Source organism: Xanthobacter cornucopiae (assembly GCF_043195065.2).
Taxonomy (GTDB): domain Bacteria; phylum Pseudomonadota; class Alphaproteobacteria; order Rhizobiales; family Xanthobacteraceae; genus Xanthobacter.
Genome location: NZ_CM195531.1, coordinates 552,534 through 576,157, shown reverse-complemented (window position 1 = coordinate 576,157; position 23,624 = coordinate 552,534). Strand labels below are relative to the sequence as shown.

The window sequence follows — 23,624 nt, the reverse complement described above, 5'->3', positions numbered from 1 at the left end:
CAGGAACGGCAGCCCGACGTAGTCCGCCGACCAGTGCATCAGTGCTGACCGGGGAAACGGTCCTTGGTCATGCGGTGGCACGGCCAGGGCCAGTGGGTGTAATCCTCGCGGGAGATGTCCACGGTGATGGTGCTGGCGTTGCCGGTGGCGGACAGGGTCGCCATCGCGTCGAACTCCATCTCCACGGTATCCGGCGCATCCGACAGCACGAGGCGGATGTTGCAGGTGGCGGGCACAACGAAGCTGCGCAGGACCTTGACGTAATCGGACGCGACATTGTCGAACGTCATCTGTCCGGAGGGGTTTTCGCCCTCCTTGTCGTCGGGCCAGACGCGCGTCATCAGGACATGGGTGAACACCTCCCCATTGCTGAGCGTGCCGTAGCGCAGATCGGACGACAGCCCGAGGTCCATCAGATTGACCGTCGGGTCGGACGACAGCCGCACCACGTCCGCCGTGGTGGGGTGGGTGAGGGTCACCAGCGTGACCGGCACCTTGTCGGTCGCCTGCGCGGTCAGCGCCTCGCGCATGGTGAGCGAAAGTGTTCTCATGCCCGTGTCCTCATGGCAGCACCAGCAGTCCGAAGGAAATGCGGAACCAAATCCCGTCCATGGCGGTGACGGACGGCGGCTCCTCCGCGAACTGACACAGCCAGCTCGCGGCGATGAGGACCGGCGCGCCATGGGCCGTCAGCAGCGGACCGGCGGCTTCCCCGTCGGCGCTCACTCCAAGGGCCAGGCTGTCCAGCGCCTGGTCGCGCACATAGAACGGCAGCACGCCGCCCGCCGTGTCGTCGTCCCAAAACCGCTCGAACCGCGCGCGGCCGTTGAAATCGACCACCATCGCCGCCTGCACCGGCTTCACGGCAGCGGACGTGCGGCGCCGCATCTTGGGCGGCCCCTTGTCCATGGCCTGCACCAGGCGGCCGTCGCGCACGCCCTCCTGGTAGCCGTCGGCAAGGACGCGCTGCGGCAGGTCCTGCGGCCAGATCGCGATGCTCATAGCCGCACCGGCGGGCGCTTGGCCCCCGCTTGCGCCAGCTGCCGCTGGCTTGCCGAGCCGGTCTTGCCGAGAACCTTGGACACCTGCTGGTCCAGGTAGATGTCGGTCCGCCCGGTGGTCGGGTCGGTTTCCGCCCGCACCTGGGCGCCGGCATAGTTATGGACCGCGATCTGCGGCGCCGCCGGAGGCGGGCTGCCGCTGCTATTTGGCGTCATGATTGTTCGTCCATCGTATTGGGCCATGCGGATCGCGGCCGGTCGGCTGACGCGGCCAGCCGCAGCCAGGCGGGAGACGCTGTTGTCGTTGATCGCCTGGAGCAGCGGGCCGTAGCGTCCGGCGGCCGCGGCATTGACCACGAACTCGCCGCGCGAGAGCATGGCCGGGACACTGTCCGAGGTGGCCGTGCCCGGCCCCCGGATCAGGCCGCCGGTGGCGGCATGGACACCCCACCCGGTAAAGGCCCCGAGCACGCCGGACAGCAGGTCGCCGCCGTCCTTGACCAGGCCGCCCGCGACATTCATGACCCCGGAGAGCACATTGCCGAGACCCGACATGATCTGCTGGAGCGCTCCTCCAAGCCCGCCGGCGAACCCATTCGCCGCATCCGCGGCATTCTGGGTGCCCACGCCGAGGCCCGCGGCGCTGGTTCCCGCCCGGTCGGCGGACGCCGCGGTGCGATCAAGAGCACTGGCCGCGCTGCTCCCGGACGCCTGCATCTGGGTGCAGCACGATCCGGCCGCGGACAATGCGCCGGCAGAGGGCCAGACGCCGCTGGCAGTGACGGCGGACGGCTGTCCCGGCGCCCCCGGCATCACCGGGACGGGCGCGGCGACGGACGGCCACGCCCCACCGGCATTCCATTGCAAGGATGCGGCGGCCGCGCTTCCGGCGCCGCGAACACCGGACGGCTCGATATGCCAGGGCTCATAGCCCATCGGATAGCTGAGGCCGTAGGTGCTCGCGTTCTGCTGCGCCCAGTCACGCGCTCCCGGCCCGTATTTCAGGTCTGCCGCCAAGCCGTAATTGTGGTATGACTTTCCGGGAGCGGCCACGGTGCGGCCGGTCTTGTCGGAGGCATCCCAAAGCCGCTGCTGCTCGGCGATGGAGCGATAGCCAGACGAGACCGAGATGTCGTAACCGGCGGCTTGCGCGGCTGTCTGGAACGCCTGGAGTCGCGCGGCGAATTCGTCGTTCAGCCCGGCACTCTTGCCACCCAGCGGAGCGGAAACGCCACCTGCACCCGCGTCGAACCACGACGCCTCCATCTGGCGCCGCTCGACCAACCCCGGCAGCACCTTCCCGCCCGCGCGATTGTATTGCAGAAAGCGCTGCTTGGCGGTCTCATAATCCCCGGCACGAATGGCATCGCCCAGCCCGGACGACATCCAGCGCTGGCCAGTATTGTAGGTCAAAGAGGTCAGGGCATCTCTGATGCCCGCCGGGATGTCCCTCGCGAACTTGTCGACAGCAGCCTGGGCCGATTGCAGCTCTTCCCGTAGCCGCGCATCCGCGACGTCACGCGTGATGACCTCTCCCGCGACGCTCCGCGTTCCATAGCCGATGGAATATTGGCGATTGTCCCACTTGGCTTGCGGCGTGAAACCTTCAAAGCCCTTGACTGCGTTGACCAGCCGGTCGGACAGGCCCGCGCTCCAGCCGCTGTCAGCCGCGCCGGCGACGCTCCAGGGATGCGCCGGCCCGCCGCCCGGAAGCGCCCGGCCCAGGCCTCCCGAAGCACCGCTGACGTGAGCCACGGCACCGTTGAGCGCGACGGTATCCGCGTTCGCCTTGCCGCCGAAGGTCCGCGCAAGGAAATCCTCGCCGTCACCCTTCGAGGTGAAGAGCAAGTTGACGATGCTGTCCGCGAACCGATCCTCAACCTTCGACACCATCTTGGCGGAAAGGTTATTCATGGCGCCGATAAAAGCATCCGTCGCGCTTTTTCCTTCCCGCAGGCCCTTCACCGTATCGACGATGAACCCTTTTGTCTGAGAGCGCGCGTCATCGTAAGCCTCCTTCGCCTTGCGCGTTGACTCCTCCTCCGCAGCCATCGCATTGGCGGTCTCGTGGAGTGCCGCACGCTCAGTGTCCGAGAGGACGATGCCGGCCTGGCGCGCCTTGTTCAGGAAATTATATTCATGACCAAGAGCGGCAGCGGCCTGCGTCGACATCCCGAGGACCTGGGCACCCAGGCGCTGCTTGGAGATGAACTGGCTTGCCTCGCCCATCATCTCGCCCATCGCCTTTCGCTGGCTGAGCGTTTGTTTGCGCAAGGCCAGCTTGGCGTTCTCCGCCTGGAGGTCCCTGTATTGCGCCTGGTCGATGTCCGGGCGCCCATTCTCATCCGCCTCGCGGCGCAGGTCCTGGTAGGTTATTTGATTGAGGCGCAGAAGCTCCGCCTCCGCCGCCGTCTTTCCAAGGCCCGCGATCTCGGCGTCCACAGCCCCGATCTGGCCGAGGATCGCGCCCCGACGCTCCCGAGCCTTGTCCTCAGGGGGGTTCTTCACCTTCTGGAGACCATGGCCGCTTGTCGCAATCCCGGCGCTTCCGCTCATGTTCTGGCTGGCGGCGGCGGCGGCCATTCCCGCCGCCGATGCCTGCTGCCCCATGGCACCGCTGAGCTTTTTACTTTGATTGGTCCACGACCCGAGCGACTTCGCCGCGTTGGTGGCACCGGAACTGAAGCCAGCAGCGGCAAGGTCCGCACGTTTCAACACGCGGGTCAGCTCATTGAGCCCCGATGTCGCCGCCTTCAGGCTGGACCTGTCGAAGCTGAAGCTGAGACTCGACTCTATCGCAGTCATGTGGGCTCCAATCGAAAAGCCACCCGGAGAGGGGGCGGCATCACGCGAGCGCTCCCGCTTCCCCCCGGCGCCGACGCGGGCTTCAGGGCCAGTGAGCTTTCGACAGCTTGTGACGCGCAGCCCTTCGCCGTGCCTTTGACAGCGGGCCGGGAGGATCACGGGGGGCGGCCGGAAGGGTTCGCCTCACCGGAGAGCCACCTTGTCCGTGTCCGGAATTCACGGGAGCACGTCAGCGCTCATCCCCGCTGGCGCGAGGGTTGGGATGGTCGACACGGGGCGGGGCCTGGCCGTGGCGCAGTCCCCGTCCCGCGTTCTCGTGCATGTGGATGAGTCAGCCGGCACCATCAGCCGATGCCCGCGCTGACCGGCAACGCGGGACCGGCCTTCACTTCCCCTTGTTCTTGGTCAGGGTTTCGTGCCAGGCGCGCCAGTCATCGAGCCCGGACAGGAACGCCGCATCCATCTGCCTCAGGAGGGCGACGTCCGCGCGCGAGGCGTGCTCGCCCGAAAGTGAGAGCCACGCCTGCAGCTCGCTCCACGGCACAGGCAGCGGGCCGGTCATGCCCGATGGCCGGGAGGCCGAAAGGCCCCAGAACCACCCGATGAGATGCTCGGCACCCTCGGGCGGCTCGATCTGGGGGATGGTGTTTCCCTGTCCGTAGCGGCGGGCGCGGTCTGCCCGCGTCTCACCTTTGTCGTCCTTCGTGCCCCAAAGGACGGTTGTCCGGATGTGCTCGGCTAGGCGCTCGCCGAGATCGCGAAAAAATCGGCTTCATTGCCCAATGCCTGGTCCACCTGCTTGGAGATGGACGGAACAGAGAGCAGCTTGCGCTTGTTCTCCGCGTTCAGCGCCGGCTTGGCCTCGCCGTCGAGGGTCGCCGCGGCCGACCACGTCCAGCCGACGATGGCGGCCGACAGGATCGCGACCACATGGCCCTCCGCCTTCTCGGCGGTCTGGACCGCCTGCTTGGCGCGCAGATTGGCGTTGGCAATCTGCCGGGTCACCGCCTTGACCTCGTCGCTGTCCATGGAGACCAGCTCCAGGGTCACGCCCAGCGGCGCACCGGTGCCGGGGTGCTTGAGGTCGAGCGAGATGGTGTTGGGCTTGATGGAAAGAATGTCCATATATTCGCTCCAGAGAATGGATCAGGACGCGGAGGCCGGGACGGTGATGACATCCTGGTCAGTCACATTGACCGAATAACTTTCCACCACGAAGTCATCCACGCCACCGCCGGAGTGGGTCGGACCGCCGATCAGAGCGAGCACATACTTGACGGTCTTCTTCGGCGAGGCACCCGAGGTCGGGGCGTCGTCATACTCGATCTTGACGGCGTACTTGCTCTTGTTGGCGCAGGCCGTGCGCATGATGATCTGGCCGGGGTCGGCGGCCTCGAAGGCGCACTCGATCTCGAAGGACCCTGCGTCCTTCTGGCCCTTGGCCTTGCTCACCACGGTTTCGCCCATGGTGCTGTAGTTCACGATGTTGTCGTCGGCGCCGATGTCGCCGCGATTGCCGACGAACCCGATCTCGACATAGGTCAGCGCCGCGAGCGCCGCCTGGGCGACGGGCGCGATCTGCGGCGCGGCGCAGACATAATACTTGCTTCCAGCATTCGTGATCTTGGACATGGGTGCTCCTTGGTAAATACCCCGTCAACGAATCATGGCGGGGGTGCGCAGGAACTGGCCGTCTGGATGAACATCGCGACGGTGGAGTGGTCGTGGAGGGTGTGAAACCCGGGGCCGCACATCGGGTGGAGCCGGTCGAAATGAGAGGCCACGGAGCCAGATACCTCCAGGCAAGACGCACGGGCCTTGCCAGGCGGAGCCGGCGCAGGCTCCGGCCTCGATCCGAGACGCTCGGCCAGAGCGGCTCTCGCCGCTCACCCCCCGGCCGTAGATGTCGTGCCGGAGGGGGTCACGCCGCCGGCAACGATCCGGCGGCGTGCCCCCCCCTCCAGGCCCGGCGATGGGGAGAACGCGGGAGACAGCAGAAACCGCAAAGAACCTGTGGCGGGTGGACCGGAACACCCGCGCGGCGGCAGCGTGGTCGGGTTCCGTCCCTCATTTCGCCGCACGCGACGCCGCACAAGCGGACGACGGAACAGGATCGGAACCGTGGCGCCCCGGCGTTGGTCGCCAATCCCTGCGCCGCCGCCCCTCCCCCGACAGAAGCATGCGTCGAATTCGGAGACGGACGCACGGAACATCGGGGCCAGCACGAATCTCGTCCGCCCATGCTCGACGTCCCCGAGCCTGTTGCTGTCCCGTGCCGCGCGACATGCGCGCCCGCTGCACGGACACGAGCTCCGTGCTTCAGCTTCAGTATCCGTTTTGCTCAGAGATCACCGGCGCCGATTTCTCGGCCGGCACAGGCCAGAGGCCTGCCTTTGAAGGACTTGCCCGCCACATGCGCGCCTCAGGCCCCAGGACGGTCCCACATCACAGCGCGTCGGCTTGAAATGAAATCGGAGCGGGCGAATTTCTCGCACACCGCTCCGACTATGCTTTTCTATAGCCCTATCTCGCCTGGGTGTCAAGTGGAATCTGTCGCAAGCGCGCAAGAGCCTGCAATCCCAGACGCAGGTCTTCCACACTCCGCACCGTCTGATCGAAGATGCACACCTCTCGCACCTCGGTCATCGCGGCGCGCCCGGCATCGGCAAGCGCCGTCTGCGCGCGCATGTATTCGTTCGCCGTGCGACGGATCCTGGCGGCGTCCGGCTCCGCCGACAGCGAAAGCCCGTGGACCTCGCCGATGTCCAGGCTCCGCGGGAACGGGCTCGGATAGCCATGAGAAATCCGGTAGTCGCGCACCAGCTTCATCAACTCGAAGCCGGCACGGTGCTCCTGCGCCGTGACCTTGCCGGCGAGGTACATGCGCCCAAGCTCATACCCGGCCTCCGGCTGCCGGGCGTCCTTCACCGGCACGAGCTTCTGCCGATAGGCCAATGCGGTGGCCATGATCTGTCCCTCCGTCTCGCCGCGTGGCGTGCGCGCTGAATGGATGGGCTGCCCGCTCGGGTACCGTGCCACAGCCTTCGACGGCCTGCCGCTCCGCTTCCTGTTCCCCATCAAACTGCCTCCCGCATCATCAGACCCATGCAACACCCCTCACGCCCGCGGCTGAGGGCTTCCTCGACCAGACACGCAGCAGCCCGGACGCGATCCGCAGCTCCCGCATCGCCACGCCTTTTCGCGATGAGCACGCGGGATCGCAGATCACCCGGCGTGCCCCTGGGTTCCACCGTCATCGCGCAGGGGCTCGGTCCAGCGCGATCCATCGGCCTGCCCATGGGCGGCGCGATGCCGCCGGTCATGGGCCGGCCTCCTCGGCCAGCGACAGGATGTGCCGGAACCGGGCCGCGACGCGGGACCGCTCCTGCGCGCTGATCTCGCGTTCCACCTCGGCCTCCAGCAGCCGGCGCAGTTGCACCGCGTGCCAGCGCGCCGGCAGCGCGAGCCTGTCGGCCAGTTCCCGGAGTTGCGCAGAGGTGGGCATCCACTTCGAGCTGAAGCCCTCCGCCTTCCCGCTCAGGACGAGCCGCACCGCCTCGCGCAGGGCGAACAGCGGCACGCCCTCCAGAGCCAGCAGGTAGCCCTCGGCCCGTGCCGCGGCGCTGGCGGCATCGGTCTCCCGCCCGGGAAACTGCGCCTGAAGCACGGCCACGCACTTCGCGATTTCGGCGGCCTCCGCTGGCGCCAGATGCTTCGTCAGCCGCGCCCGCGTTTGCGTCACCACTTCGCGACGGTGATCAGTCAAAGCCTGCGCTTCCGGGATCGTCGGGCGGATGCCCGCGCCCAGCGCGTCGAGCGACCGCATCAGCCAGGGCGGTGTTGAACGTGCTGGGCACAGGAGAGCGACGGTCGGCGTGGGGACGGTCAGGGCGGTCATTGCGGGTCCTCGTCGGCAGGGCGCGGGTGATCCAGGAGATGGGGTCCAGCACCCGCTTGTCCCGCGCCCGGCGGATCGCATCCAGCACGCCGCCGCAATCGTCGGCGGTGTCCCGGAGCCAGCGGGTGATCATCGCTCCGCACTGCTTCTCGGCGACGCCAAGGCTCAGCAGAATGGGCTTGCCCTCGCCGTAGAGCGCGTGGCGGGCATCGGCATATACGGGCTCCGCCGGCGCCGGCGTGGCGCCCGATGCGTCAGCATCGGAACTCTGGCTTCTGGGTTCTGGCTTCTGGTTCCGCTCGCGATGCCTCAGGCTGGCTTCGCCTAACGTCTTGCCTTTGCATCGCTCGACTTCATTATCGGCGCGCTTTCGACCGCCCTGCGCGCCGTTTTCGGCGTGTTTCCGGGCGGCTTTCGCGGCGTTTTCGATCTCTCTCTCAGCCCTGCGATTGGTTAACCGCCCATCCGCGGCCACGAGCTTCCCGGCCTCGATCAAACGGCCCCGCAGGGCACTCCACTTGCGCAGCGAGACGCCGCACACACCGGAGAGCCACCTCCCGTCGTCGGGGATCGGACCGCCATGGTCGTAGATCAGATCCAGGCAGAGGCTGTAGGCTCCCTTCTCTTCGAGACTCAGCCCAAGGCAGCCGTGCACGAAGTCGGCGCCATAGCGCTTGTACCAAGGGTGCCCGCTCATACCCGCTCCCCCGTTTCGCAGGCCACGCGCATGCCCCGGCCGGTCTCTTCGTCGGCGCGCGGGTCAATTTGGCCAAGGAAGCAAGACGAGCGGCGCGGACCGCTGTGCCACCGCGTGCGCGCCAAAGTGCGGATCATGACCGGCGCGCCTCGATTGCTGCATCAATGAGCGCACGCGTCTGCGCATCCAGAATCTTGATGGGCGCCCCGAACTGGGACACCGGGTGCGCATAAGTGATGATCGGAGGCGTCAGCAGTGAACGGAGAGCCTGGCGGTGCAGGATGTTCATGGCCACGGCGGAGGCTTCGCGGTGCAAGGCGAGATGATCTTCAAGGATGGGATGGCGGGCCATTGGGTGGCTCCCTTTGTTTCAAAGGCCCGATGCAAAGGCACGCGGCCATCGGGCTGGTTGTCACCGGCGGGAAAACCCACGGGCATGGCGACGGCCACGGCCGCGGCCTTGCCGGCATCGTCCCGCCCGTGGCCTGCGCGTGATCGAGCTGACCGGGAGGCCCTGGCGGGAACTCCTGGCGCTCGCGCCACGCCATCGGCGTGGCCATGAGCCCACGGGTCGACGTGGGCTGCATCCGTTGCGCGCGACGCCGAACCGTCGCGAACCGGAGGCTGACGCGCCGACCGGAGAGGCTGGCCATCGCATCGAGCGGCCGGCAGGCCGTTGATCACGCGCGGCGGCGCCCGCGCGCCGGCTCGGAAGAAACGAGGCCGTGCCGCTCATGGCGCCCCGCGCCGCCGTGGGGGCTGCCCAGCCAGGAAGGCTTCCCCGACTACGGGCCGGCACAGCCTCGACCCCTCTTACGAAACGAGGCCCAAGGCCCGGCGTCGAAGCGCGGCCATGGCGTGGGGTCAGCGGCACTCGCAGGCTTGTCTTGCGGGTCTTCAGGATCGAGCGCGAAGTCTTCGGATTGAAGCCATCGGCTCGCGCCCCCGCGCATGGCCCTCAGAGCATCCTCGCCACCCTTTTCTTCTTGTTCAAGGTGCCGGAAGCGCCAAATAAAGGATGCGATATGTTTCCTGTCGAAGCCCACTGCGGCCTCCAGACATGGGCTGCGGAAGATCGGCGAACATGGCAAGCCTCCGGGGTTCGGGCGCACGTCGGCGCCCGGCGAAATGCCGGTGATCGGCGGATGGTGAGGGATGCGACCGAAGCCGCGCGGTCAGGCCAGCGTCATCGGCCTGTCAGCCAATCCGACATCGGCGTGCGCGTCTCTGCCGACCGCGGGGCGATCAGGAATCCAGAGCCTGCAATGCGCCGGGAGCAGCGGCGCCACGAGGCGCCAGACAATCCCAGGTTGCCATGTTGCGGAGGGCCGCCGCCATGCGCCGTCATGTCCAAGCCTCGGCTCGACCAGAGGGCGCGCAAGATCGGCTCGGGAGCTGGCGCTGCCGCCTGGATCCGCCAAGGCGCGACCCGGGTTCATGCCGCGCCTCCGCCCGGCCACGATTGTGGAACAGGCAACCGCGATCGCCTCTTCGCGATTGGCGCCATCGCAGACTGTGAAGGACCGCGAGGGGCACGCGCGGCGCGGCGGAACTCCAATCCACCGCCCCGCCTCCGCGAAGGTGCCGGACGTAAGGCCGCACGGCCGCGCAGCACACGCCCCGGCGGCGAAGACGGGCGCGACCCGAGCCAGCCCCCGGCAGGCCGCCGCGGTTGCCATGGTTGCCATGGTTGCCCCGTCCATCATGCCACCTTTCCTTGCCAGGCAGGGACAGGGCGGCGCACACCGTCGGGCCAGGGCACATCGTCGAGCCAATCGAAAGCGAACCACTCCAGCACACAGTCGTACGTGCGCACCGTGAAACTCTCTCCTTCGGCCATTCCGGCAAAGAAGCGCCAATTCCCTGCGGCGCGCTGTCCGACCGTGGAAACTTCAACGCCCCTCGCGTCGGCATAAGCCACAGCGCAGGCACGCAGGTGTTGACGAAGTTCAGTCTCCATAAGTTGGAGATTAGTCGGATTTTTCCCCGACCGTCAATCGGAAACTTCCGTCTGGATTGCCGCCGGCCATTCGTCGGATAAATCCGCATGCCGACGTTGAAGGATGTGATCGAGGCGCGCCTCGCCGAACTCAACCGCAACCCGTTCGAGGCCGCTCGGATCGGGGGGCTTGAGCGCAACTTCGTCAACGATATCCTGATAGGGAAAAAGCGGTCGGTACGCGGCGATAACTTGGCCAAGATGGCGGCTGCGCTCGACCTCAGCCTGGAGGCGCTCACGGCGCGACAGCAGGGCGACGAGATCGCCCGGCAGCGCCACCCGACAGTCGGCAGCTTCAGGCCCGAGATCGTTTCCGGCGCGGAGCTGGTCGGAAACAAGGACTTCCCGATTTACGCCGCGGCGGCCGGCGGCTCCGGCCACCTGATCGTGACATTCGACGCCATCGAATGGGTCAAGCGTCCGGCGATCCTGGAAGGGGTGCCCGGCTCCTATGGACTTCTGGTGTACGGCGACTCCATGTCCCCCGCCTATCGCCATGGAGACATGGCGCTGATCCATCCCGGCCTCGGCCCCGCCGCCGGCAGAGACGTGGTGCTCTACGACCATCCGCCGAACGGCGACGCAGAAGCCATCATCAAGCATTTGGTGACCTGGACCGAACTGGAGTGGCGCCTGGAGCAATACAACCCACCCAAAGCCTGGACCGAGTTGCGGGGCGACTGGCCGACCTGCCACCGAGTGGTGGGAAAATACGACAGACGGTGAGCCGCGGACAGCCGCCGAGGCCCGAGATCAGCGGGACGTGAACCCATCAGCCCTGCGTAACCAGTCTCATTCCGTCAATTTGCACGCCCCTTATGGCCTGCCACTTCGGATCGGACTTGCATCATCTGCCGGAGCCCTCTCCACATGCTCTTCCTTTGATCAAGCCCATGAGACGCAGCAGCAGGGCACCTGGGATCGGCACTGCCACCCCAGGGCGTTTCCCGTCAGCGTCGAAATGCCAATCGGCGTGCGCCGCGAGAGCTTATCGCGCGCCGACCTTATCGCGCGCCGACCTTAGCCCGCCTCCATCCCCCCATCCCGCACCTCATCCGGCACCTGCCCATAGCTTGCGATGAGCACTGGCGCCTCCGCATCGTCCGAATCCGGGTCCACCTCCCGCGAGAACGCGATGGCACCACTTCCCACGCTCGCCAGGCGCTGAGCGATTCGCTCCGCCTCCGCCGCGCTTCGTGCCTCCCGCGCCGGCCCCGCCGTCAACGCGCCGCGCCGGCCCACCACATATGGCTGCACCACGTAGAACGTCTTCTTCACCATCGATCCCCCTGACGTCTGCGCCCTCACTTGGAGTTGTGGCACACTGACTCGGAATTGAGAACACTTCAAGAACACGCAAGCCGACCCCGAGGTACCGAACCCTCAAAATTCCGATCTATAATTGGAAATATCCAACTCTCCTTTTCCACGTCGGACAGCGACACGGCCTGGACCTCCGGGAGGGGGCGGGCGCCGATCCTCCCTCAGATTAAGACGGCTCCGAAGAGATCGACTGACCCGCGCGCAACGGGCGCCCCTGGCCACTCTCGCGCCCAAGCGGCGGACACGCCCGCCGTCCGCCAGATCGAGACGGTGATGGAACACGACCGGACTGCGGAACAGCAGAACGCCGTGCGACACTCCGCAGTCGGTTTCCTGTGGATGCCGAAAGTGAAATGACCGCAGCGGCCGAGCGAAGCGCCACATGGAGCTTCCGCAATTTCAGCACCGAAGATCTGCCCCGCCCTTTGCCTTCCGCCTTCTTGAGGCCGTCCTGTTCGGCGCGATTGAGAATGCCACGATTGGTATCGACCGAAGCGTCGAAGAAAACGCCGGCAAGCTGACGAGGACCTGCGGCAGCCGGCAAGGGACGCTGATTCGGGCATTATGAATGGGACGCAAGATGAGCTTGCGCGACCGCGCGAAATGGAGCGCCCCCTTCGATGCCGCGCCGACCGGCCGCGATGAGCCGGAGCGGAGTATTGACGTACGCCCGCCGCTGGCCAAAATGGCCGCCGTCGCTCCTCGCATCCGGGAGGCCCCGTGGCCCGCGTGTCCGATTTGGACCCAGCCTAGTATCAGACGTCTCCCCGTCCTGCGAACGACGCCGCCGTGGGACGCAGGTCATATGGGCCACAGGTAATATAGGCCGCAGGTAATATAGGGCGATCCACCGCTCTTGGCGCGAGCCTGGCTCCAGGACACCGAACGGAAACCGAGCCGCTCAGCGCCGGTGCATGGTGCAATTTGGATATCAAAACCAGACGGAGGGGCCCGATGGCCATGGGGATCGATCGCCGGGCGTTTCTCGGCTGGGGCGGGGCTGCGGCGGCGGCTCTCATGGCGCCGACCGCGCTCAGCACCGAAGCCATCGCCGCCACGGACCGCCGGGCGATCACGCAGGCGTTACAGGGCTTCGACAAGCTTCCAGGCACCGTGGCCTACATGATCCGCGTGGGCAAGCCCGGCCGCCAAGCCTGGGAAACGAGCCGCAACGCCACCACGCAGATGTTCGTCGGCAGCGCCGTCAAGACCTTCATCCTCACACGGTTCCTGAAGGACGTTGAGGACGGCCGCCTGAACGAAAGCCAGCAGCTCGCGGTCAACGACGCCGTCCGCACCCTCGACAGCTCGGTGTTTCTCGAACTGACCGGCAAGACCCCCGGCACGTCCGTGCTCGAGGCGATGATCTCCCACTCCGATAATACCGCCACCGACATCGCCATCAGCCAGGTGGGCATCGAGCGCGTGCGCGCCTTCATCGCCAGCGCCGGGCTCACGTCGGTACAGGTTCCCGCCTCTACCCGCCGGCTCATTTCCTATCTCGCCGGCGCGCCATACGGCGTCGATGTCGGTTGGGAGGGGGCGCAACGGATCGCCAAGGGCCAGTTATTCGGGCCCGTGCGCCCGGCGATGAACACGCGCGAGAGCATGAAAGCCTCGGCGGCCGACTTCGTTCAATATTACGAACGTCTCCTCGGCGGAGCCTTCCTGCGCACACCGGAGATGCAGACCGAGTTCCGCCGCATCTCCTCCATGGGCGACGCGCTGTGGAAGGTGGTGCCCCAGAACACCGCTGCCTATGGCAAGGGCGGCAGCATTGAATGGAACAATTTCAACTGCTTCTGCCTGCCGGGCCAGATGCAGGTGGCGGCCGCCACCCCCGTCACCTTCGCGTTCTGCATCAACTGGAACGGCGCCCCGAGCACCATTCCCGCAGTCCGCGACCGGTTCGCCGCCACCATCCAGTCCGTCCTCGCCCAGGTTGCCCAGACCTTCGGGTGACGCATTCGCCTTGCCGCATCGGCGCGACATCACCCATCGCCGCGCCATCCCTGGCGCGGCAATCCGCACCGACGGCCGGCACCCGCAGCGAGCCGAGATCGAACGCCGACGAGCCCGGCGCTCCCACGCGAATCGCAAGTCGACGAGCGTCGTATCCAGTTAAAGAAACATCCCCCCGACTGCTGAATCCCTCATCGGAACGGGGAGAAGCGCCCGCCACAGGCAAGGCCAAGCTCGGGAGGCCACGGGGCAATGTCGTGGCGCTCTAATCTGTCCCTATAACTGTCCCCGTGCGCATGAACAGAACTCACAAGTCATTGAGAAATATGGTGGGCGGTGACGGGCTCGAACCGCCGACCCTCTCGGTGTAAACGAGATGCTCTACCAACTGAGCTAACCGCCCCACCCTGCGCGACCGGCACCTTAAACCACCTCCCGCCCTCAGCGGCAAGAGTTCCGCGGGATGCTCGCGGTGGAAACGGCATCCTGAAAACGGGACGTGGACCGGCATCCCGACCATGGGCGTCACACCATCGCCGCGCATCGCCCAAAACGGCGCCCGCGCCATCCGGCCGCCATCCCGGCCCAACACCCACGCGTGGCAACGCCCACGGTGGCGCCTGATCGCCCAAAACGGGTCGACCGGAAGCCTTGCGACATCCTCTCCGGGCAAGATTCGTGCGCATGACAGCGCCCGCACGTGGCGCGCGGGCGCTGGCGGCCCTGGTCGGAGCCGCCGGGAGGAGGCGCGCTCAGCACTGGCGCGCGATGGACGCGCTCAGAAGCGGCTGCGCCCCGTCATCCCCGTGCCAGGCCCGTTCCGCCCTGCCCCCTGCCTCATGGCAGGCCGGCATTCGCCATCGGCACGGTGACGACATCGAACATCGCGCGGAGCGCGGTCCGACGGGTCCGGAATCACTCGTTGACAGCTTCCTTCAGCCCCTTGCCGGGGGTGAACTTCGGCGCCTTGGACGCGCTGATCTTCACCGGCTTGCCGGTGCGCGGGTTGCGGCCCTCGCGCGCGGCGCGGGTCACCACCGAGAAGCTGCCAAAACCGATCAGCTTGACTTCCTCACCCTGCTGAAGCGCCTTGGTGATGATGTCGAAGGTCGCCTCCACGGCCGCAGCAGCCGCCGTCTTCGTCAGCTTGGCCTCCTCAGCCACCGCGGCGATCAGTTCGTTCTTGGTGGTCATCTGACCATTCCTTCCGTTGTCAAAACGCGAATCGTGGAGGGCAGGCCCCGACGATCGGCCGGAGAATCACGGAAAATGCGGCTTTTGCAAGCATCATCCGCTACAAACCCGCGCCAATGCACGATTTCCGCCGTTGCAACCGCGAAAGAAAGCCGGGCGGCCCGAAATTCGGACCGCCCGGCCTAAGCTTCTAACCCATTGATATAACGAACGACGGCTTCGAACGCCCGAAGCGGGCCCGACGGAGCGCCCCCGCCGCCGGGCGGAGCCTTTCCGCCCGGCGGCGGGGCCTCAATGCGCCACCACTCCGGAGGCGTCCTCGCCTCCGACCGGAGCGTTGACCGGCTTCTCCTCCCAGATGATGGGCTCGGGCCGGCGCACCAGCGCATTGGCAAGAACCTCATCCATCCGCGACACCGGCACGATCTCCAGCGCATTCTTCACGTTGGCCGGCAGGTCCGCCAAATCCTTGGCGTTCTCCTCCGGGATCAGCACCTTCTTGATGCCGCCGCGCAGAGCGGCCAGGAGCTTCTCCTTGAGGCCGCCGATGGGCAGCACCCGGCCACGCAGGGTGATTTCACCCGTCATGGCCACATCGCGGCGCACCGGGATGCCAGTCATCACCGAGACGATGGCGGTGGCCATGGCCACACCCGCCGAGGGGCCATCCTTCGGGGTCGCCCCCTCGGGAACGTGCACGTGGATGTCCCGGCGCTCGAACAGCGGCGGCTCGATGCCGAAGTCCACCGCCCGCGACCGCACGTAGGAGGCCGCCGCGGAGATGCTCTCCTTCATCACGTCCTTGAGGTTGCCGGTGACCGTCATCTTGCCCTTGCCGGGCATCATCAGGCCCTCGATGGTCAGCAGCTCTCCGCCCACCTCGGTCCAGGCCAGGCCAGTGACGACACCCACCTGGTCCTCGGATTCCATTTCCCCGTAGCGATAGCGCGGCGCCCCGAGGAAATCCTCAAGGTTCTTGACCGTCACCTTCACCGACTTCTTCTTGGACAGCATCAGCTCCTTCACCGCCTTGCGGGCGAGGGTGGAGATTTCGCGCTCCAGGTTGCGCACGCCCGCCTCGCGGGTGTAGCGCCGGACCAGGGTCTGCAGCGACGCGTCGTCGATGGTCCATTCCTTCGCCGACAGGCCATGCTTCTGCAAGGCGTTGGGGATCAGGTGCTTACGTGCGATCTCCGCCTTCTCATCCTCGGTGTAGCCGGCGATGCGGATCACCTCCATGCGGTCCAGCAGGGCCGGCGGGATGTTCAGCGTATTCGCCGTGGTCACGAACATCACGTTCGAAAGGTCATAATCGACCTCCAGATAGTGGTCCGCGAAGGTCTTGTTCTGCTCCGGGTCGAGCACTTCAAGCAGGGCCGACGACGGATCGCCACGGAAGTCGGCGCCCATCTTGTCGATCTCATCCAGCAGGAACAGCGGGTTCGACTTCTTCGCCTTCCGCATGGACTGGATGATCTTGCCCGGCATGGAGCCGATATAGGTCCGCCGGTGGCCACGGATCTCCGCCTCGTCGCGCACGCCGCCGAGGGCGACACGCACGAACTCACGTCCGGTCGCCTTGGCCAGCGACTTGCCGAGCGAGGTCTTGCCGACGCCAGGCGGACCGACAAGGCACAGGATCGGCCCCGTGAGCTTGTTCGCGCGGCTCTGCACCGCGAGATACTCGACGATGCGTTCCTTGACCTTCTCAAGCCCGTAGTGCTCGGCGTCCAGGATCTCCTGGGCGTAGTTCAGATCCTTCTTGATCTTGCTCTTGACGCTCCACGGAATGGACAGCAGCCAGTCGAGATAGTTGCGCACCACCGTGGCTTCCGCCGACATGGGCGACATCTGCCGCAGCTTCTTCAGCTCGTGGGTGGCCTTTTCACGGGCTTCCTTGGTGAGCTTGGTCCGCTTGATGCGATCTTCCAGCTCCTGCAGCTCGTCCTTGCCGTCCTCGTCGCCCAGCTCCTTCTGGATCGCCTTCATCTGCTCGTTGAGGTAGTACTCGCGCTGGGTCTTCTCCATCTGCCGCTTCACGCGGGAGCGGATGCGCTTTTCCACCTGCAGCACGGAGATCTCACTCTCCATGAGGCCGAGCACCTTCTCCAGCCGGTCGGAAACCTTCACGGTCTCCAGCACCGCCTGCTTCTCCGGAATCTTCACCGCAAGGTGCGAGGCGATGGTGTCGGCCAGCTTGGAGTGGTCGTCGATCTGGCCGACCACGCCCACCACTTCCGGCGACACCTTCTTGTTGAGCTTCACATAATTCTCGAACTCGGTGACCACCGATCGCGCGAGCGCCTCCGCCTCGACCAGATCACCGGCGTCATCGTCCAGCATCATGGCCTCGGCCTCATAGAGGTCGGTGCGATCCGTATAGCGCGACACCTGGGCCCGGCTGACGCCTTCCACCAGCACCTTCACCGTGCCGTCGGGGAGCTTGAGCAGCTGCAGCACCGTCGCCAGCGTGCCGACACTGTAGATGGCATCGGGCGCCGGATCGTCGTCGGACGCATTCTCCTGAGTTGCGAGCAGGATATAAGTATCGCCGCGCATCACCTCCTCGAGGGCGCGGATAGACTTCTCGCGCCCCACGAACAGGGGAACAATCATATGAGGGAAAACCACAATGTCCCGAAGCGGGAGCACCGGGTAGGTTTGCGACACACCGGCAACGAGCGGGGGGCGCGGCTTCTGGCTCGTCATGACCCAATCCTTTCAAGTGGTGCACGCGCGAAGGCGCTGCCGCGCGTGCACGCGGCCGGCTGACCGGAACGGCTTTTCAATGCTGAAGCGGCGGATGCCGCGGAAGGCATGAGGTCCGAGCACGGAGACCGGATCTTCGATTAAGAACATGGATACGCCGCCAGCCCGTTTCAAGAGCCGGCGCGAGCACCCGCGAAGAACGACACGGGATGAGCGACAAACGTCCGATCTGTCAAAAAACCTGGGGTCCCCCGCGCGCGCGGCGCGAGGGAGAAGTGTCGGAAAAGCGCCCTCAGGCACTGGCGCCCGCGTCGGAGACGCGGTCGGCGTAAATGTAGAGGGGGCGCGCGTTCTGCTCGACCACCTCGCGGGAAATCACCACTTCCTCGACACCTTCCAGACCCGGCAGGTCGAACATGGTGTCGAGCAGAATGCCCTCCATGATCGAGCGCAGGCCACGGGCGCCGGTCTTGCGCTCGATCGCCTTGCGAGCGATGGCGCCGAGAGCCTCCTCGTGGATGGTGAGGTCCACATTCTCCATCTCGAACAGGCGCTGGTACTGTTTCACCAGCGCGTTCTTCGGTTCCGCGAGGATCTTCTTGAGCGCCTCCTCATCCAGGTCGCCGAGCGTCGCCAGAACCGGCAGACGGCCGATGAACTCGGGAATGAGGCCATACTTCAGCAGATCCTCCGGCTCCACCTCCCGGAACAGTTCACCGGGACGGCGATCTTCCGGCGGGGCGACCTTCGCGGAGAAGCCGATCGAGGTCGAGCCCTTCGACCGCGACGAGATGATCTTGTCGAGCCCGGCGAAGGCACCGCCGCAGATGAAGAGGATGTTGGTGGTGTCCACCTGCAGGAACTCCTGCTGGGGATGCTTGCGCCCGCCCTGCGGCGGAACGGAAGCCACCGTCCCTTCCATGATCTTCAGCAGCGCCTGCTGCACGCCCTCTCCCGACACGTCGCGGGTGATGGAGGGATTGTCGGATTTGCGACTGATCTTGTCGATCTCGTCGATGTAGACGATGCCCCGCTGCGCTCGCTCGACATTATAATCCGCCGCCTGGAGCAGCTTGAGGATGATGTTCTCCACGTCCTCGCCCACGTAGCCCGCCTCCGTGAGGGTGGTCGCGTCGGCCATGGTGAAGGGCACGTCGAGGATGCGCGCCAGGGTCTGCGCCAGCAGCGTCTTGCCCGAGCCGGTGGGGCCGATGAGCAGGATGTTCGACTTGGCCAGTTCCACGTCGCCATGCTTGCTGGCGTGATTGAGGCGCTTGTAGTGGTTATGCACCGCCACCGAGAGGACCTTCTTCGCGTGGTCCTGGCCGATGACATAGTCATCGAGGACCTTGCGGATTTCCTTCGGGGTCGGGATGCCATCCCGCGACTTCACCAGAGAGGACTTGGACTCTTCCCGGATGATGTCCATGCACAGCTCGACACACTCGTCGCAGATGAACACGGTCGGTCCGGCGATGAGCTTCCTGACCTCATGCTGGCTTTTGCCGCAGAACGAGCAATAAAGCGTGTTCTTGCTGTCGCTGCCGCCGGTCTTGCTCATCTTCGTCTCCTACGATCTATCGATACGGACACAAAGCGCGCCTGTGTCGTACAGATCACCAGTGGGGAGTTGGACCAAGCAAAAAGCTCGCCAACCCCGATTTGGTTTTTGGCCGATGGTCAGCCAATCACCCTCCGGCGGCGCGATCAAGGCGATTGAGGTCAATTCCCCAGCGGCATCATGGGTGCTGGTTAAAGCAGACCACGGCCGCGCGCCAGATCGCGTCGTCGCCCGGTCTCGTCAGCGCCGCTCCCGTCCGTCGATGACGGGAACCCTGAAACGCAACGACCCCCGCCACCGAGGGCGAGGGCCGACACGCGGCATCCGATGCCGGCTTAACGACATGCAAGCGCGATCTCGCACCGCACGCAAGGGGCACAAAGAGAGATTATCTCCCCCGGGGTGGCCGCGACCTCCCCTCACCCCTCGCCCAACACCTCTCAGGAGGCCTTGGGCGCTTCCTCGGTGGGGCGCTTCTCGATCACGGAATCGATGAGCCCGAAGTCCTTGGCGGCTTCCGCCGTCATGAAGTTGTCGCGCTCCAGGGCGTCCTCGATGGCGCTCAGCGGCTGCCCGGTGTGCTTCACATAGATTTCATTGAGCCGCTTCTTCAGGTTCAGGATTTCCTGAGCGTGCAGCATGATGTCGGTCACCTGGCCCTGGAAGCCGCCCGACGGCTGGTGAACCATGATTCGCGCGTTTGGCAGCGCGAACCGCAGCTCCTTCTCGCCGGCGGTCAGCAGCAGCGAGCCCATGGAGGCCGCCTGGCCGATGCACAGGGTGGACACCGCCGGCTTGATGAACTGCATGGTGTCGTAGATGGCGAGACCCGACGTCACCACTCCCCCGGGGGAGTTGATGTACATCGAGATTTCCTTCTTCGGATTGTCGGCCTCCAGGAACAGCAGCTGCGCCACCGCCAGCGTCGACATGCCGTCTTCCACCGGACCGGTGAGGAAGATGATGCGCTCCTTCAGGAGACGCGAATAAATGTCGTAGGCCCGCTCGCCACGGTTGGTCTGCTCAACCACCATGGGCACCAGGTAATTCATATAAGTATCAATAGGATCACGCATATCTTGTCCTCGGGCGCTGTCGGGCCAGGGCTGCTGTGCCGTCGCGCAGTCGATCTTCGGCGCAGGCGGTGGCGCACCACGGCGCGCCACCCGGGTTCATGCTGAGGACGATCGCGGCCGGACGCCTCAGGCCGCCTTGTCCTCGTCTTCCACCTTGTAGAGTTCGTCCTTGGTGACGCTCTTCTCGGTCACGTTGGCGAGGCCCAGGAGGAAGTCCACGACCTTCTCCTCGAACAGGGGGGCACGCACGGAAGCCAGCGCCTGCGGATTGCGGCGATAAAACTCCCACACCTGCTGTTCCTGACCGGGGAACTGACGCGCCCGCTCCACGACCGCGCGCGTCACTTCGTCGTCGGAAACCTGGATATTGTTGCGCTCGCCGATTTCCGCAAGGACCAGACCCAGGCGCACCCGGCGCTCGGCGATCTTGCGGTAGTCGGAACGGGCTTCTTCCTCGGTCGTACCCTCGTCGGCGAAATTGCGCTTCTGCGCGGCCAGATCCTGCTGGACCTGGTTCCACACGCCCTCGAATTCCTGCTCCAGCAGGCCCTGCGGCACCTCGAACTGGTGCAGGCCGTCGAGCGCGTCCAGCAGCGCGCGCTTGACCTTCTGGCGGGCAACGCCCGCGTGCTCGGCGCCGATGCGCTCGCGCACCATGCCCTGAAGCTTCTCGAGGCTCTCCAGGCCCAGGGTCTTGGCGAACTCGTCGTCGACGGTCACCACGCCGGGGGCGGCCACGGCCTTGGCGGTCACCTCGAAGCTGGCGGCCTTGCCGGCCAGCTCCGCCGCGCCGTAATCCTCGGGGAAGGTCACGGACAGGGTGCGGTTCTCGCCGGCGGCAATGCCGACCAGCTGCTCCTCGAAGCCGGGAATGAAGCCCTTGGCACCGAGCACCACGTCGATGTTCTCGCCGGAGCCGCCCTCAAACTTCTCGCCGTTCACGTAGCCGGTGAAGTCGATGGTGACGCGATCACCCTCGGCCGCCGCGCCCTCCTTGGGGGTGAACGGGCGATTGGAATCGGCGATGCGCTGAACGGTCTCCTCAACCTCCGCGTCGGTCACCTCGAGCACCGGCTTTTCGATGGCGATGGTGGCGAAGTCGCCCAACTCGATCTTGGGCAGAATCTCGATTTCCAGATCGTAGGCAAGGTCCTTGCCGCCATCCAGAAGGCCCTGGCCCTGGGGGTCTTCCTCAGGCAGGGTCACCTTGGCCTGAAGCGCCAGGCGGAAGCCGCGCTCCTCGACGATCTTGCTGTTGGTCTCGTTGACGGTCTGCTCGATCACCTCGCTCATGACCGACTTGCCGTAGACGCGCTTGAGGTGCGCCGCCGGTACCTTGCCGGGACGGAAGCCGTTCAGCTTCACCTGCCCCTTGAGCTCGTTCAGGCGCGCGTCGGCCTTCGCGTCCAGGTCCGCGGCGGGAACCACCACGCGGAACGCGCGCTTGAGGCCTTCGGCTTGGGTCTCGGTCACCTGCATCGTCTTGCCTTCACATCCTTGCCGCCGCGTCAGGGCGGAAACTTGAGAATCCGGTGGCTCCCGCGATGGGCGCCGGCACGGCACGAGGGGCGCCCCACGGCGCGCCGGAAACGGCCTCGCCGACCCGCCGCGGGCTAGGCCGGGCGGGGTTGCGGCAGGACCGGCGACGCACTGGAACTCACCGGCACCGTGGTGCGGGCGGAGGGTTTCGAACCCCCACGACTTGCGTCACGGGAACCTAAATCCCGCGCGTCTACCAGTTCCGCCACGCCCGCGCGCCGCATCCGGCGGCGCTCACCCTCCGGTGCGAACCGTAGGTGCCGCCTGCCGTTTTCGGCTGCTGCTGCCGCATACCATCGCCACGTCCGCTGGGGCCGCGCGCCATGGGAGGCCCTCGCCCGGCGCGCAAACGCCGGACGGGTCGCGGCTTATATCACGCTCCATGCGGGGCGCAGCAAGAAAATGGTGCCCTCCCCACCGCACGGCGGGGACGGTCTGACCGGGATCGCCGCGGGAATGCGGCTTGCCCTTGGGCGCGCGAGATCAGTAAGGTCCGCTGAGCGTCCCGGCGCGCCCGCCCCGGCGCGGCGCCGGGCGCCCGGAAGAGCTGCCCCTTTGGAGAGCCTCGCGTGACCACGCACACTGTCTCCCGGCGTACCGTACTGAAGGGGGCGGCCGCCCTCTCCTGCTCCCCCCTGCTCGCTCCGGCGCTGGCGCTGCCCGCGGCGGCGCAAGACGCCGGCGCCGTCGTGCTCAAGGCGGCGAACGCCAGCCTGCCGGAACTCGCCGGCCAGGGCCCGATCGCCCTCTTCAACGGCGCACTGCCGGGCCCCCTGCTGCGGGTGAAGGCGGGCGCGCCTCTCTCCTACACCCTCGAAAATGGCCTGCCGGAGCCGCTGGCTCTGGTGTGGCACGGGGTTCGGACCGCCGCCGGCACCGCACCCGCCCCGGTGGCGGCGGGCAGCCAGGCCAGTGCCCAGATCACCCCGCGCGATGCCGGCACCTATTGGTATCACGCCGCCAGCCCGGCACTGACGCGGCGGGCGCTGGCGGGCGCCCTGGTGGTGGACGAGGCGGGTGGACCCGCCTACGATTCGGACCAGGTGCTGCTCATCCAGAGCTTTCCGCCGGAAAGCGGCGTACCGCTGTTTCCGGTCAACGGGGCCATCTCGCCCACCCTCCAGGGACCTGCGAACGGGCGCACCCGCCTGCGCCTGATCAACGCCACGCCGTTGTTCCTGAAGATCCGCGTGAACGCGCCCGCATCCTACGTGATCGCGGTGGACGGCCAGCCCGCCGAGCCCTTCGCCCCCAAGGACCAGCGGGTGCAGATCGCCCCCGGTGGCCGCATCGACCTGGCGGTGACGCTGGATGCGGCGGACCCCGCGATCCTGTCCATCGAGACCGCGAAGGACCCGATCCAGCTCGCCATCGTCAATCCGGTGGGTGCCGGCGGCCCGGCGCCCAGCGGCCCGCCCGCGCCGCTGCCGGGCAATGGCCTGCCGGCCGAACTGCCCCTGTCGAACGCCGCCCGCTTCACCTTCAAGCTCGACGATCCGGCCTCCGCCGCCAAGCCGTCCTCGCTCGGCACCGTCAAGGCTGGGCAGGTGGTGGTGCTGACCCTGGACAACCCGCTGGAGACGCCGGTGGTGGTGCGCATCGACGGGCATCCGGCGCGCCTGCTCGATGCCAATTACGACGGCTGGAGCCCGTGGTGGCACGACACCGTCCCGGTGCCTGCGAAAGGGATCGCCCGCGTCGCCTTCAAGGCGGAGACGGCGGGCACATGGTCCGTCATCGCCCAGCGCGGCGGCGACACCGCCGTCGTCGCCGCCCGCACCTATCAGGTCACGGCCTGACCGGCCCGAGCGCGCGATCCGTCCGTCAGACCGCCGGGGCCAGGCGGCCTCGGCCCGGCGG

At 66.6% G+C, this 23,624-nt stretch carries 20 protein-coding genes and 2 tRNA genes; 4 read left to right on the top strand and 18 right to left on the bottom strand.

Going from position 1 to position 23,624, the window contains the following annotated elements; translation table 11 throughout:
- Positions 1–38: 38 nt before the first annotated feature.
- The 10 genes from V5F53_RS02530 to V5F53_RS02485 form a co-directional block, all read right to left on the bottom strand.
- Positions 39–551 (bottom strand): hypothetical protein, encoded by a 513-nt coding sequence (locus V5F53_RS02530; RefSeq protein WP_393996898.1) that lies wholly within the window; start codon positions 549–551, stop codon positions 39–41.
- 10 nt (positions 552–561) lie between these two features.
- Entirely contained in the window at positions 562–1,002 is a 441-nt protein-coding gene (locus V5F53_RS02525; RefSeq protein WP_393996897.1) for a hypothetical protein, read from the bottom strand.
- Complete coding sequence (locus V5F53_RS02520) at positions 999–3,806, bottom strand: glycoside hydrolase family protein (protein WP_393996896.1); 2,808 nt, start codon at positions 3,804–3,806, stop codon at positions 999–1,001. The genes V5F53_RS02525 and V5F53_RS02520 overlap by 4 nt, the downstream gene beginning before the upstream one ends.
- A gap of 385 nt (positions 3,807–4,191) precedes the next feature.
- Positions 4,192–4,410, bottom strand: coding sequence for a phage tail assembly chaperone (locus V5F53_RS02515; protein WP_509213005.1), 219 nt, complete (start codon positions 4,408–4,410; stop codon positions 4,192–4,194).
- 134 nt (positions 4,411–4,544) lie between these two features.
- A complete protein-coding gene (locus V5F53_RS02510) occupies positions 4,545–4,931 on the bottom strand; it encodes a hypothetical protein (protein ID WP_393996894.1) in 387 nt (128 codons plus the stop codon).
- A 21-nt stretch (positions 4,932–4,952) separates the two neighbouring features.
- Positions 4,953–5,438 carry a hypothetical protein gene (locus tag V5F53_RS02505; RefSeq protein WP_393996893.1) on the bottom strand — a complete coding sequence of 162 codons (486 nt, stop codon included), beginning with the start codon at positions 5,436–5,438 and terminating at the stop codon, positions 4,953–4,955.
- Between the two features lie 891 nt (positions 5,439–6,329).
- Positions 6,330–6,773, bottom strand: coding sequence for a hypothetical protein (locus V5F53_RS02500; RefSeq protein ID WP_393996892.1), 444 nt, complete (start codon positions 6,771–6,773; stop codon positions 6,330–6,332).
- Between the two features lie 352 nt (positions 6,774–7,125).
- Positions 7,126–7,632, bottom strand: coding sequence for a hypothetical protein (locus V5F53_RS02495; protein ID WP_393996891.1), 507 nt, complete (start codon positions 7,630–7,632; stop codon positions 7,126–7,128).
- On the bottom strand, positions 7,565–8,401 hold the full coding sequence (locus tag V5F53_RS02490) for a YdaU family protein (RefSeq protein ID WP_393996890.1): 837 nt from the start codon (positions 8,399–8,401) through the stop codon (positions 7,565–7,567). The genes V5F53_RS02495 and V5F53_RS02490 overlap by 68 nt, the downstream gene beginning before the upstream one ends.
- 133 nt (positions 8,402–8,534) lie before the next feature.
- The gene (locus tag V5F53_RS02485) at positions 8,535–8,753 is read right to left on the bottom strand and encodes a hypothetical protein (RefSeq protein WP_393996889.1); all 219 of its coding nucleotides are present in this window, start codon (positions 8,751–8,753) and stop codon (positions 8,535–8,537) included.
- A 1,695-nt stretch (positions 8,754–10,448) separates the two neighbouring features.
- On the opposite strand from V5F53_RS02485, the gene V5F53_RS02480 reads away from it, so the two are divergent.
- Positions 10,449–11,126, top strand: coding sequence for a S24 family peptidase (locus tag V5F53_RS02480; RefSeq protein ID WP_393996888.1), 678 nt, complete (start codon positions 10,449–10,451; stop codon positions 11,124–11,126).
- Between the two features lie 294 nt (positions 11,127–11,420).
- Here the strand turns inward: V5F53_RS02480 and V5F53_RS02475 are convergent, their stop codons facing one another.
- On the bottom strand, positions 11,421–11,681 hold the full coding sequence (locus V5F53_RS02475; protein ID WP_393996887.1) for a hypothetical protein: 261 nt from the start codon (positions 11,679–11,681) through the stop codon (positions 11,421–11,423).
- A 424-nt stretch (positions 11,682–12,105) separates the two neighbouring features.
- Between V5F53_RS02475 and V5F53_RS02470 the strand changes: the two genes are divergently transcribed.
- On the top strand, positions 12,106–12,291 hold the full coding sequence (locus tag V5F53_RS02470; protein WP_393996886.1) for a hypothetical protein: 186 nt from the start codon (positions 12,106–12,108) through the stop codon (positions 12,289–12,291).
- A 386-nt stretch (positions 12,292–12,677) separates the two neighbouring features.
- The gene (locus V5F53_RS02465) at positions 12,678–13,685 is read left to right on the top strand and encodes a serine hydrolase (protein WP_393996885.1); all 1,008 of its coding nucleotides are present in this window, start codon (positions 12,678–12,680) and stop codon (positions 13,683–13,685) included.
- A gap of 327 nt (positions 13,686–14,012) precedes the next feature.
- Here V5F53_RS02465 and V5F53_RS02460 read toward each other — a convergent pair.
- The 7 genes from V5F53_RS02460 to V5F53_RS02430 all read right to left on the bottom strand — a co-directional run bounded on the left by V5F53_RS02460 (position 14,013) and on the right by V5F53_RS02430 (position 21,979).
- Positions 14,013–14,088: transfer RNA gene (locus V5F53_RS02460), tRNA-Val, on the bottom strand.
- A 512-nt stretch (positions 14,089–14,600) separates the two neighbouring features.
- A complete protein-coding gene (locus V5F53_RS02455) occupies positions 14,601–14,879 on the bottom strand; it encodes an HU family DNA-binding protein (protein WP_393996884.1) in 279 nt (92 codons plus the stop codon).
- A gap of 291 nt (positions 14,880–15,170) precedes the next feature.
- Positions 15,171–17,588, bottom strand: coding sequence for an endopeptidase La (gene lon / locus V5F53_RS02450; protein ID WP_393996883.1), 2,418 nt, complete (start codon positions 17,586–17,588; stop codon positions 15,171–15,173).
- Between the two features lie 292 nt (positions 17,589–17,880).
- On the bottom strand, positions 17,881–19,149 hold the full coding sequence (gene clpX / locus V5F53_RS02445) for an ATP-dependent Clp protease ATP-binding subunit ClpX (RefSeq protein ID WP_393996882.1): 1,269 nt from the start codon (positions 19,147–19,149) through the stop codon (positions 17,881–17,883).
- A 440-nt stretch (positions 19,150–19,589) separates the two neighbouring features.
- Positions 19,590–20,225 carry an ATP-dependent Clp protease proteolytic subunit gene (locus V5F53_RS02440; protein ID WP_393996881.1) on the bottom strand — a complete coding sequence of 212 codons (636 nt, stop codon included), beginning with the start codon at positions 20,223–20,225 and terminating at the stop codon, positions 19,590–19,592.
- A 126-nt stretch (positions 20,226–20,351) separates the two neighbouring features.
- Positions 20,352–21,704 (bottom strand): trigger factor, encoded by a 1,353-nt coding sequence (tig, locus tag V5F53_RS02435; RefSeq protein ID WP_393996880.1) that lies wholly within the window; start codon positions 21,702–21,704, stop codon positions 20,352–20,354.
- Positions 21,705–21,894: 190 nt separating this feature from the next.
- Positions 21,895–21,979: transfer RNA gene (locus V5F53_RS02430), tRNA-Leu, on the bottom strand.
- 354 nt (positions 21,980–22,333) lie between these two features.
- On the opposite strand from V5F53_RS02430, the gene V5F53_RS02425 reads away from it, so the two are divergent.
- Positions 22,334–23,563: a multicopper oxidase family protein gene (locus V5F53_RS02425; protein ID WP_393996879.1), complete on the top strand. Its 1,230-nt coding sequence runs from the start codon at positions 22,334–22,336 to the stop codon at positions 23,561–23,563.
- Positions 23,564–23,624: the final 61 nt, after the last annotated feature.

Excerpts from the sequence above, each read along its gene's own strand:
- V5F53_RS02530 (WP_393996898.1), bottom strand. The coding sequence starts at position 551 with ATGAGAACACTTTCGCTCACCATGCGCGAGGCGCTGACCGCGCAGGCG.
- V5F53_RS02525 (WP_393996897.1), bottom strand. The coding sequence starts at position 1,002 with ATGAGCATCGCGATCTGGCCGCAGGACCTGCCGCAGCGCGTCCTTGCC.
- V5F53_RS02520 (WP_393996896.1), bottom strand. The coding sequence starts at position 3,806 with ATGACTGCGATAGAGTCGAGTCTCAGCTTCAGCTTCGACAGGTCCAGC.
- V5F53_RS02510 (WP_393996894.1), bottom strand. The coding sequence starts at position 4,931 with ATGGACATTCTTTCCATCAAGCCCAACACCATCTCGCTCGACCTCAAG.
- V5F53_RS02505 (WP_393996893.1), bottom strand. The coding sequence starts at position 5,438 with ATGTCCAAGATCACGAATGCTGGAAGCAAGTATTATGTCTGCGCCGCG.
- V5F53_RS02500 (WP_393996892.1), bottom strand. The coding sequence starts at position 6,773 with ATGGCCACCGCATTGGCCTATCGGCAGAAGCTCGTGCCGGTGAAGGAC.
- V5F53_RS02495 (WP_393996891.1), bottom strand. The coding sequence starts at position 7,632 with ATGCGGTCGCTCGACGCGCTGGGCGCGGGCATCCGCCCGACGATCCCG.
- V5F53_RS02490 (WP_393996890.1), bottom strand. The coding sequence starts at position 8,401 with ATGAGCGGGCACCCTTGGTACAAGCGCTATGGCGCCGACTTCGTGCAC.
- V5F53_RS02485 (WP_393996889.1), bottom strand. The coding sequence starts at position 8,753 with ATGGCCCGCCATCCCATCCTTGAAGATCATCTCGCCTTGCACCGCGAA.
- V5F53_RS02480 (WP_393996888.1), top strand. The coding sequence starts at position 10,449 with ATGCCGACGTTGAAGGATGTGATCGAGGCGCGCCTCGCCGAACTCAAC.
- V5F53_RS02475 (WP_393996887.1), bottom strand. The coding sequence starts at position 11,681 with ATGGTGAAGAAGACGTTCTACGTGGTGCAGCCATATGTGGTGGGCCGG.
- V5F53_RS02470 (WP_393996886.1), top strand. The coding sequence starts at position 12,106 with ATGGAGCTTCCGCAATTTCAGCACCGAAGATCTGCCCCGCCCTTTGCC.
- V5F53_RS02465 (WP_393996885.1), top strand. The coding sequence starts at position 12,678 with ATGGCCATGGGGATCGATCGCCGGGCGTTTCTCGGCTGGGGCGGGGCT.
- V5F53_RS02455 (WP_393996884.1), bottom strand. The coding sequence starts at position 14,879 with ATGACCACCAAGAACGAACTGATCGCCGCGGTGGCTGAGGAGGCCAAG.
- lon (WP_393996883.1), bottom strand. The coding sequence starts at position 17,588 with ATGACGAGCCAGAAGCCGCGCCCCCCGCTCGTTGCCGGTGTGTCGCAA.
- clpX (WP_393996882.1), bottom strand. The coding sequence starts at position 19,149 with ATGAGCAAGACCGGCGGCAGCGACAGCAAGAACACGCTTTATTGCTCG.
- V5F53_RS02440 (WP_393996881.1), bottom strand. The coding sequence starts at position 20,225 with ATGCGTGATCCTATTGATACTTATATGAATTACCTGGTGCCCATGGTG.
- tig (WP_393996880.1), bottom strand. The coding sequence starts at position 21,704 with ATGCAGGTGACCGAGACCCAAGCCGAAGGCCTCAAGCGCGCGTTCCGC.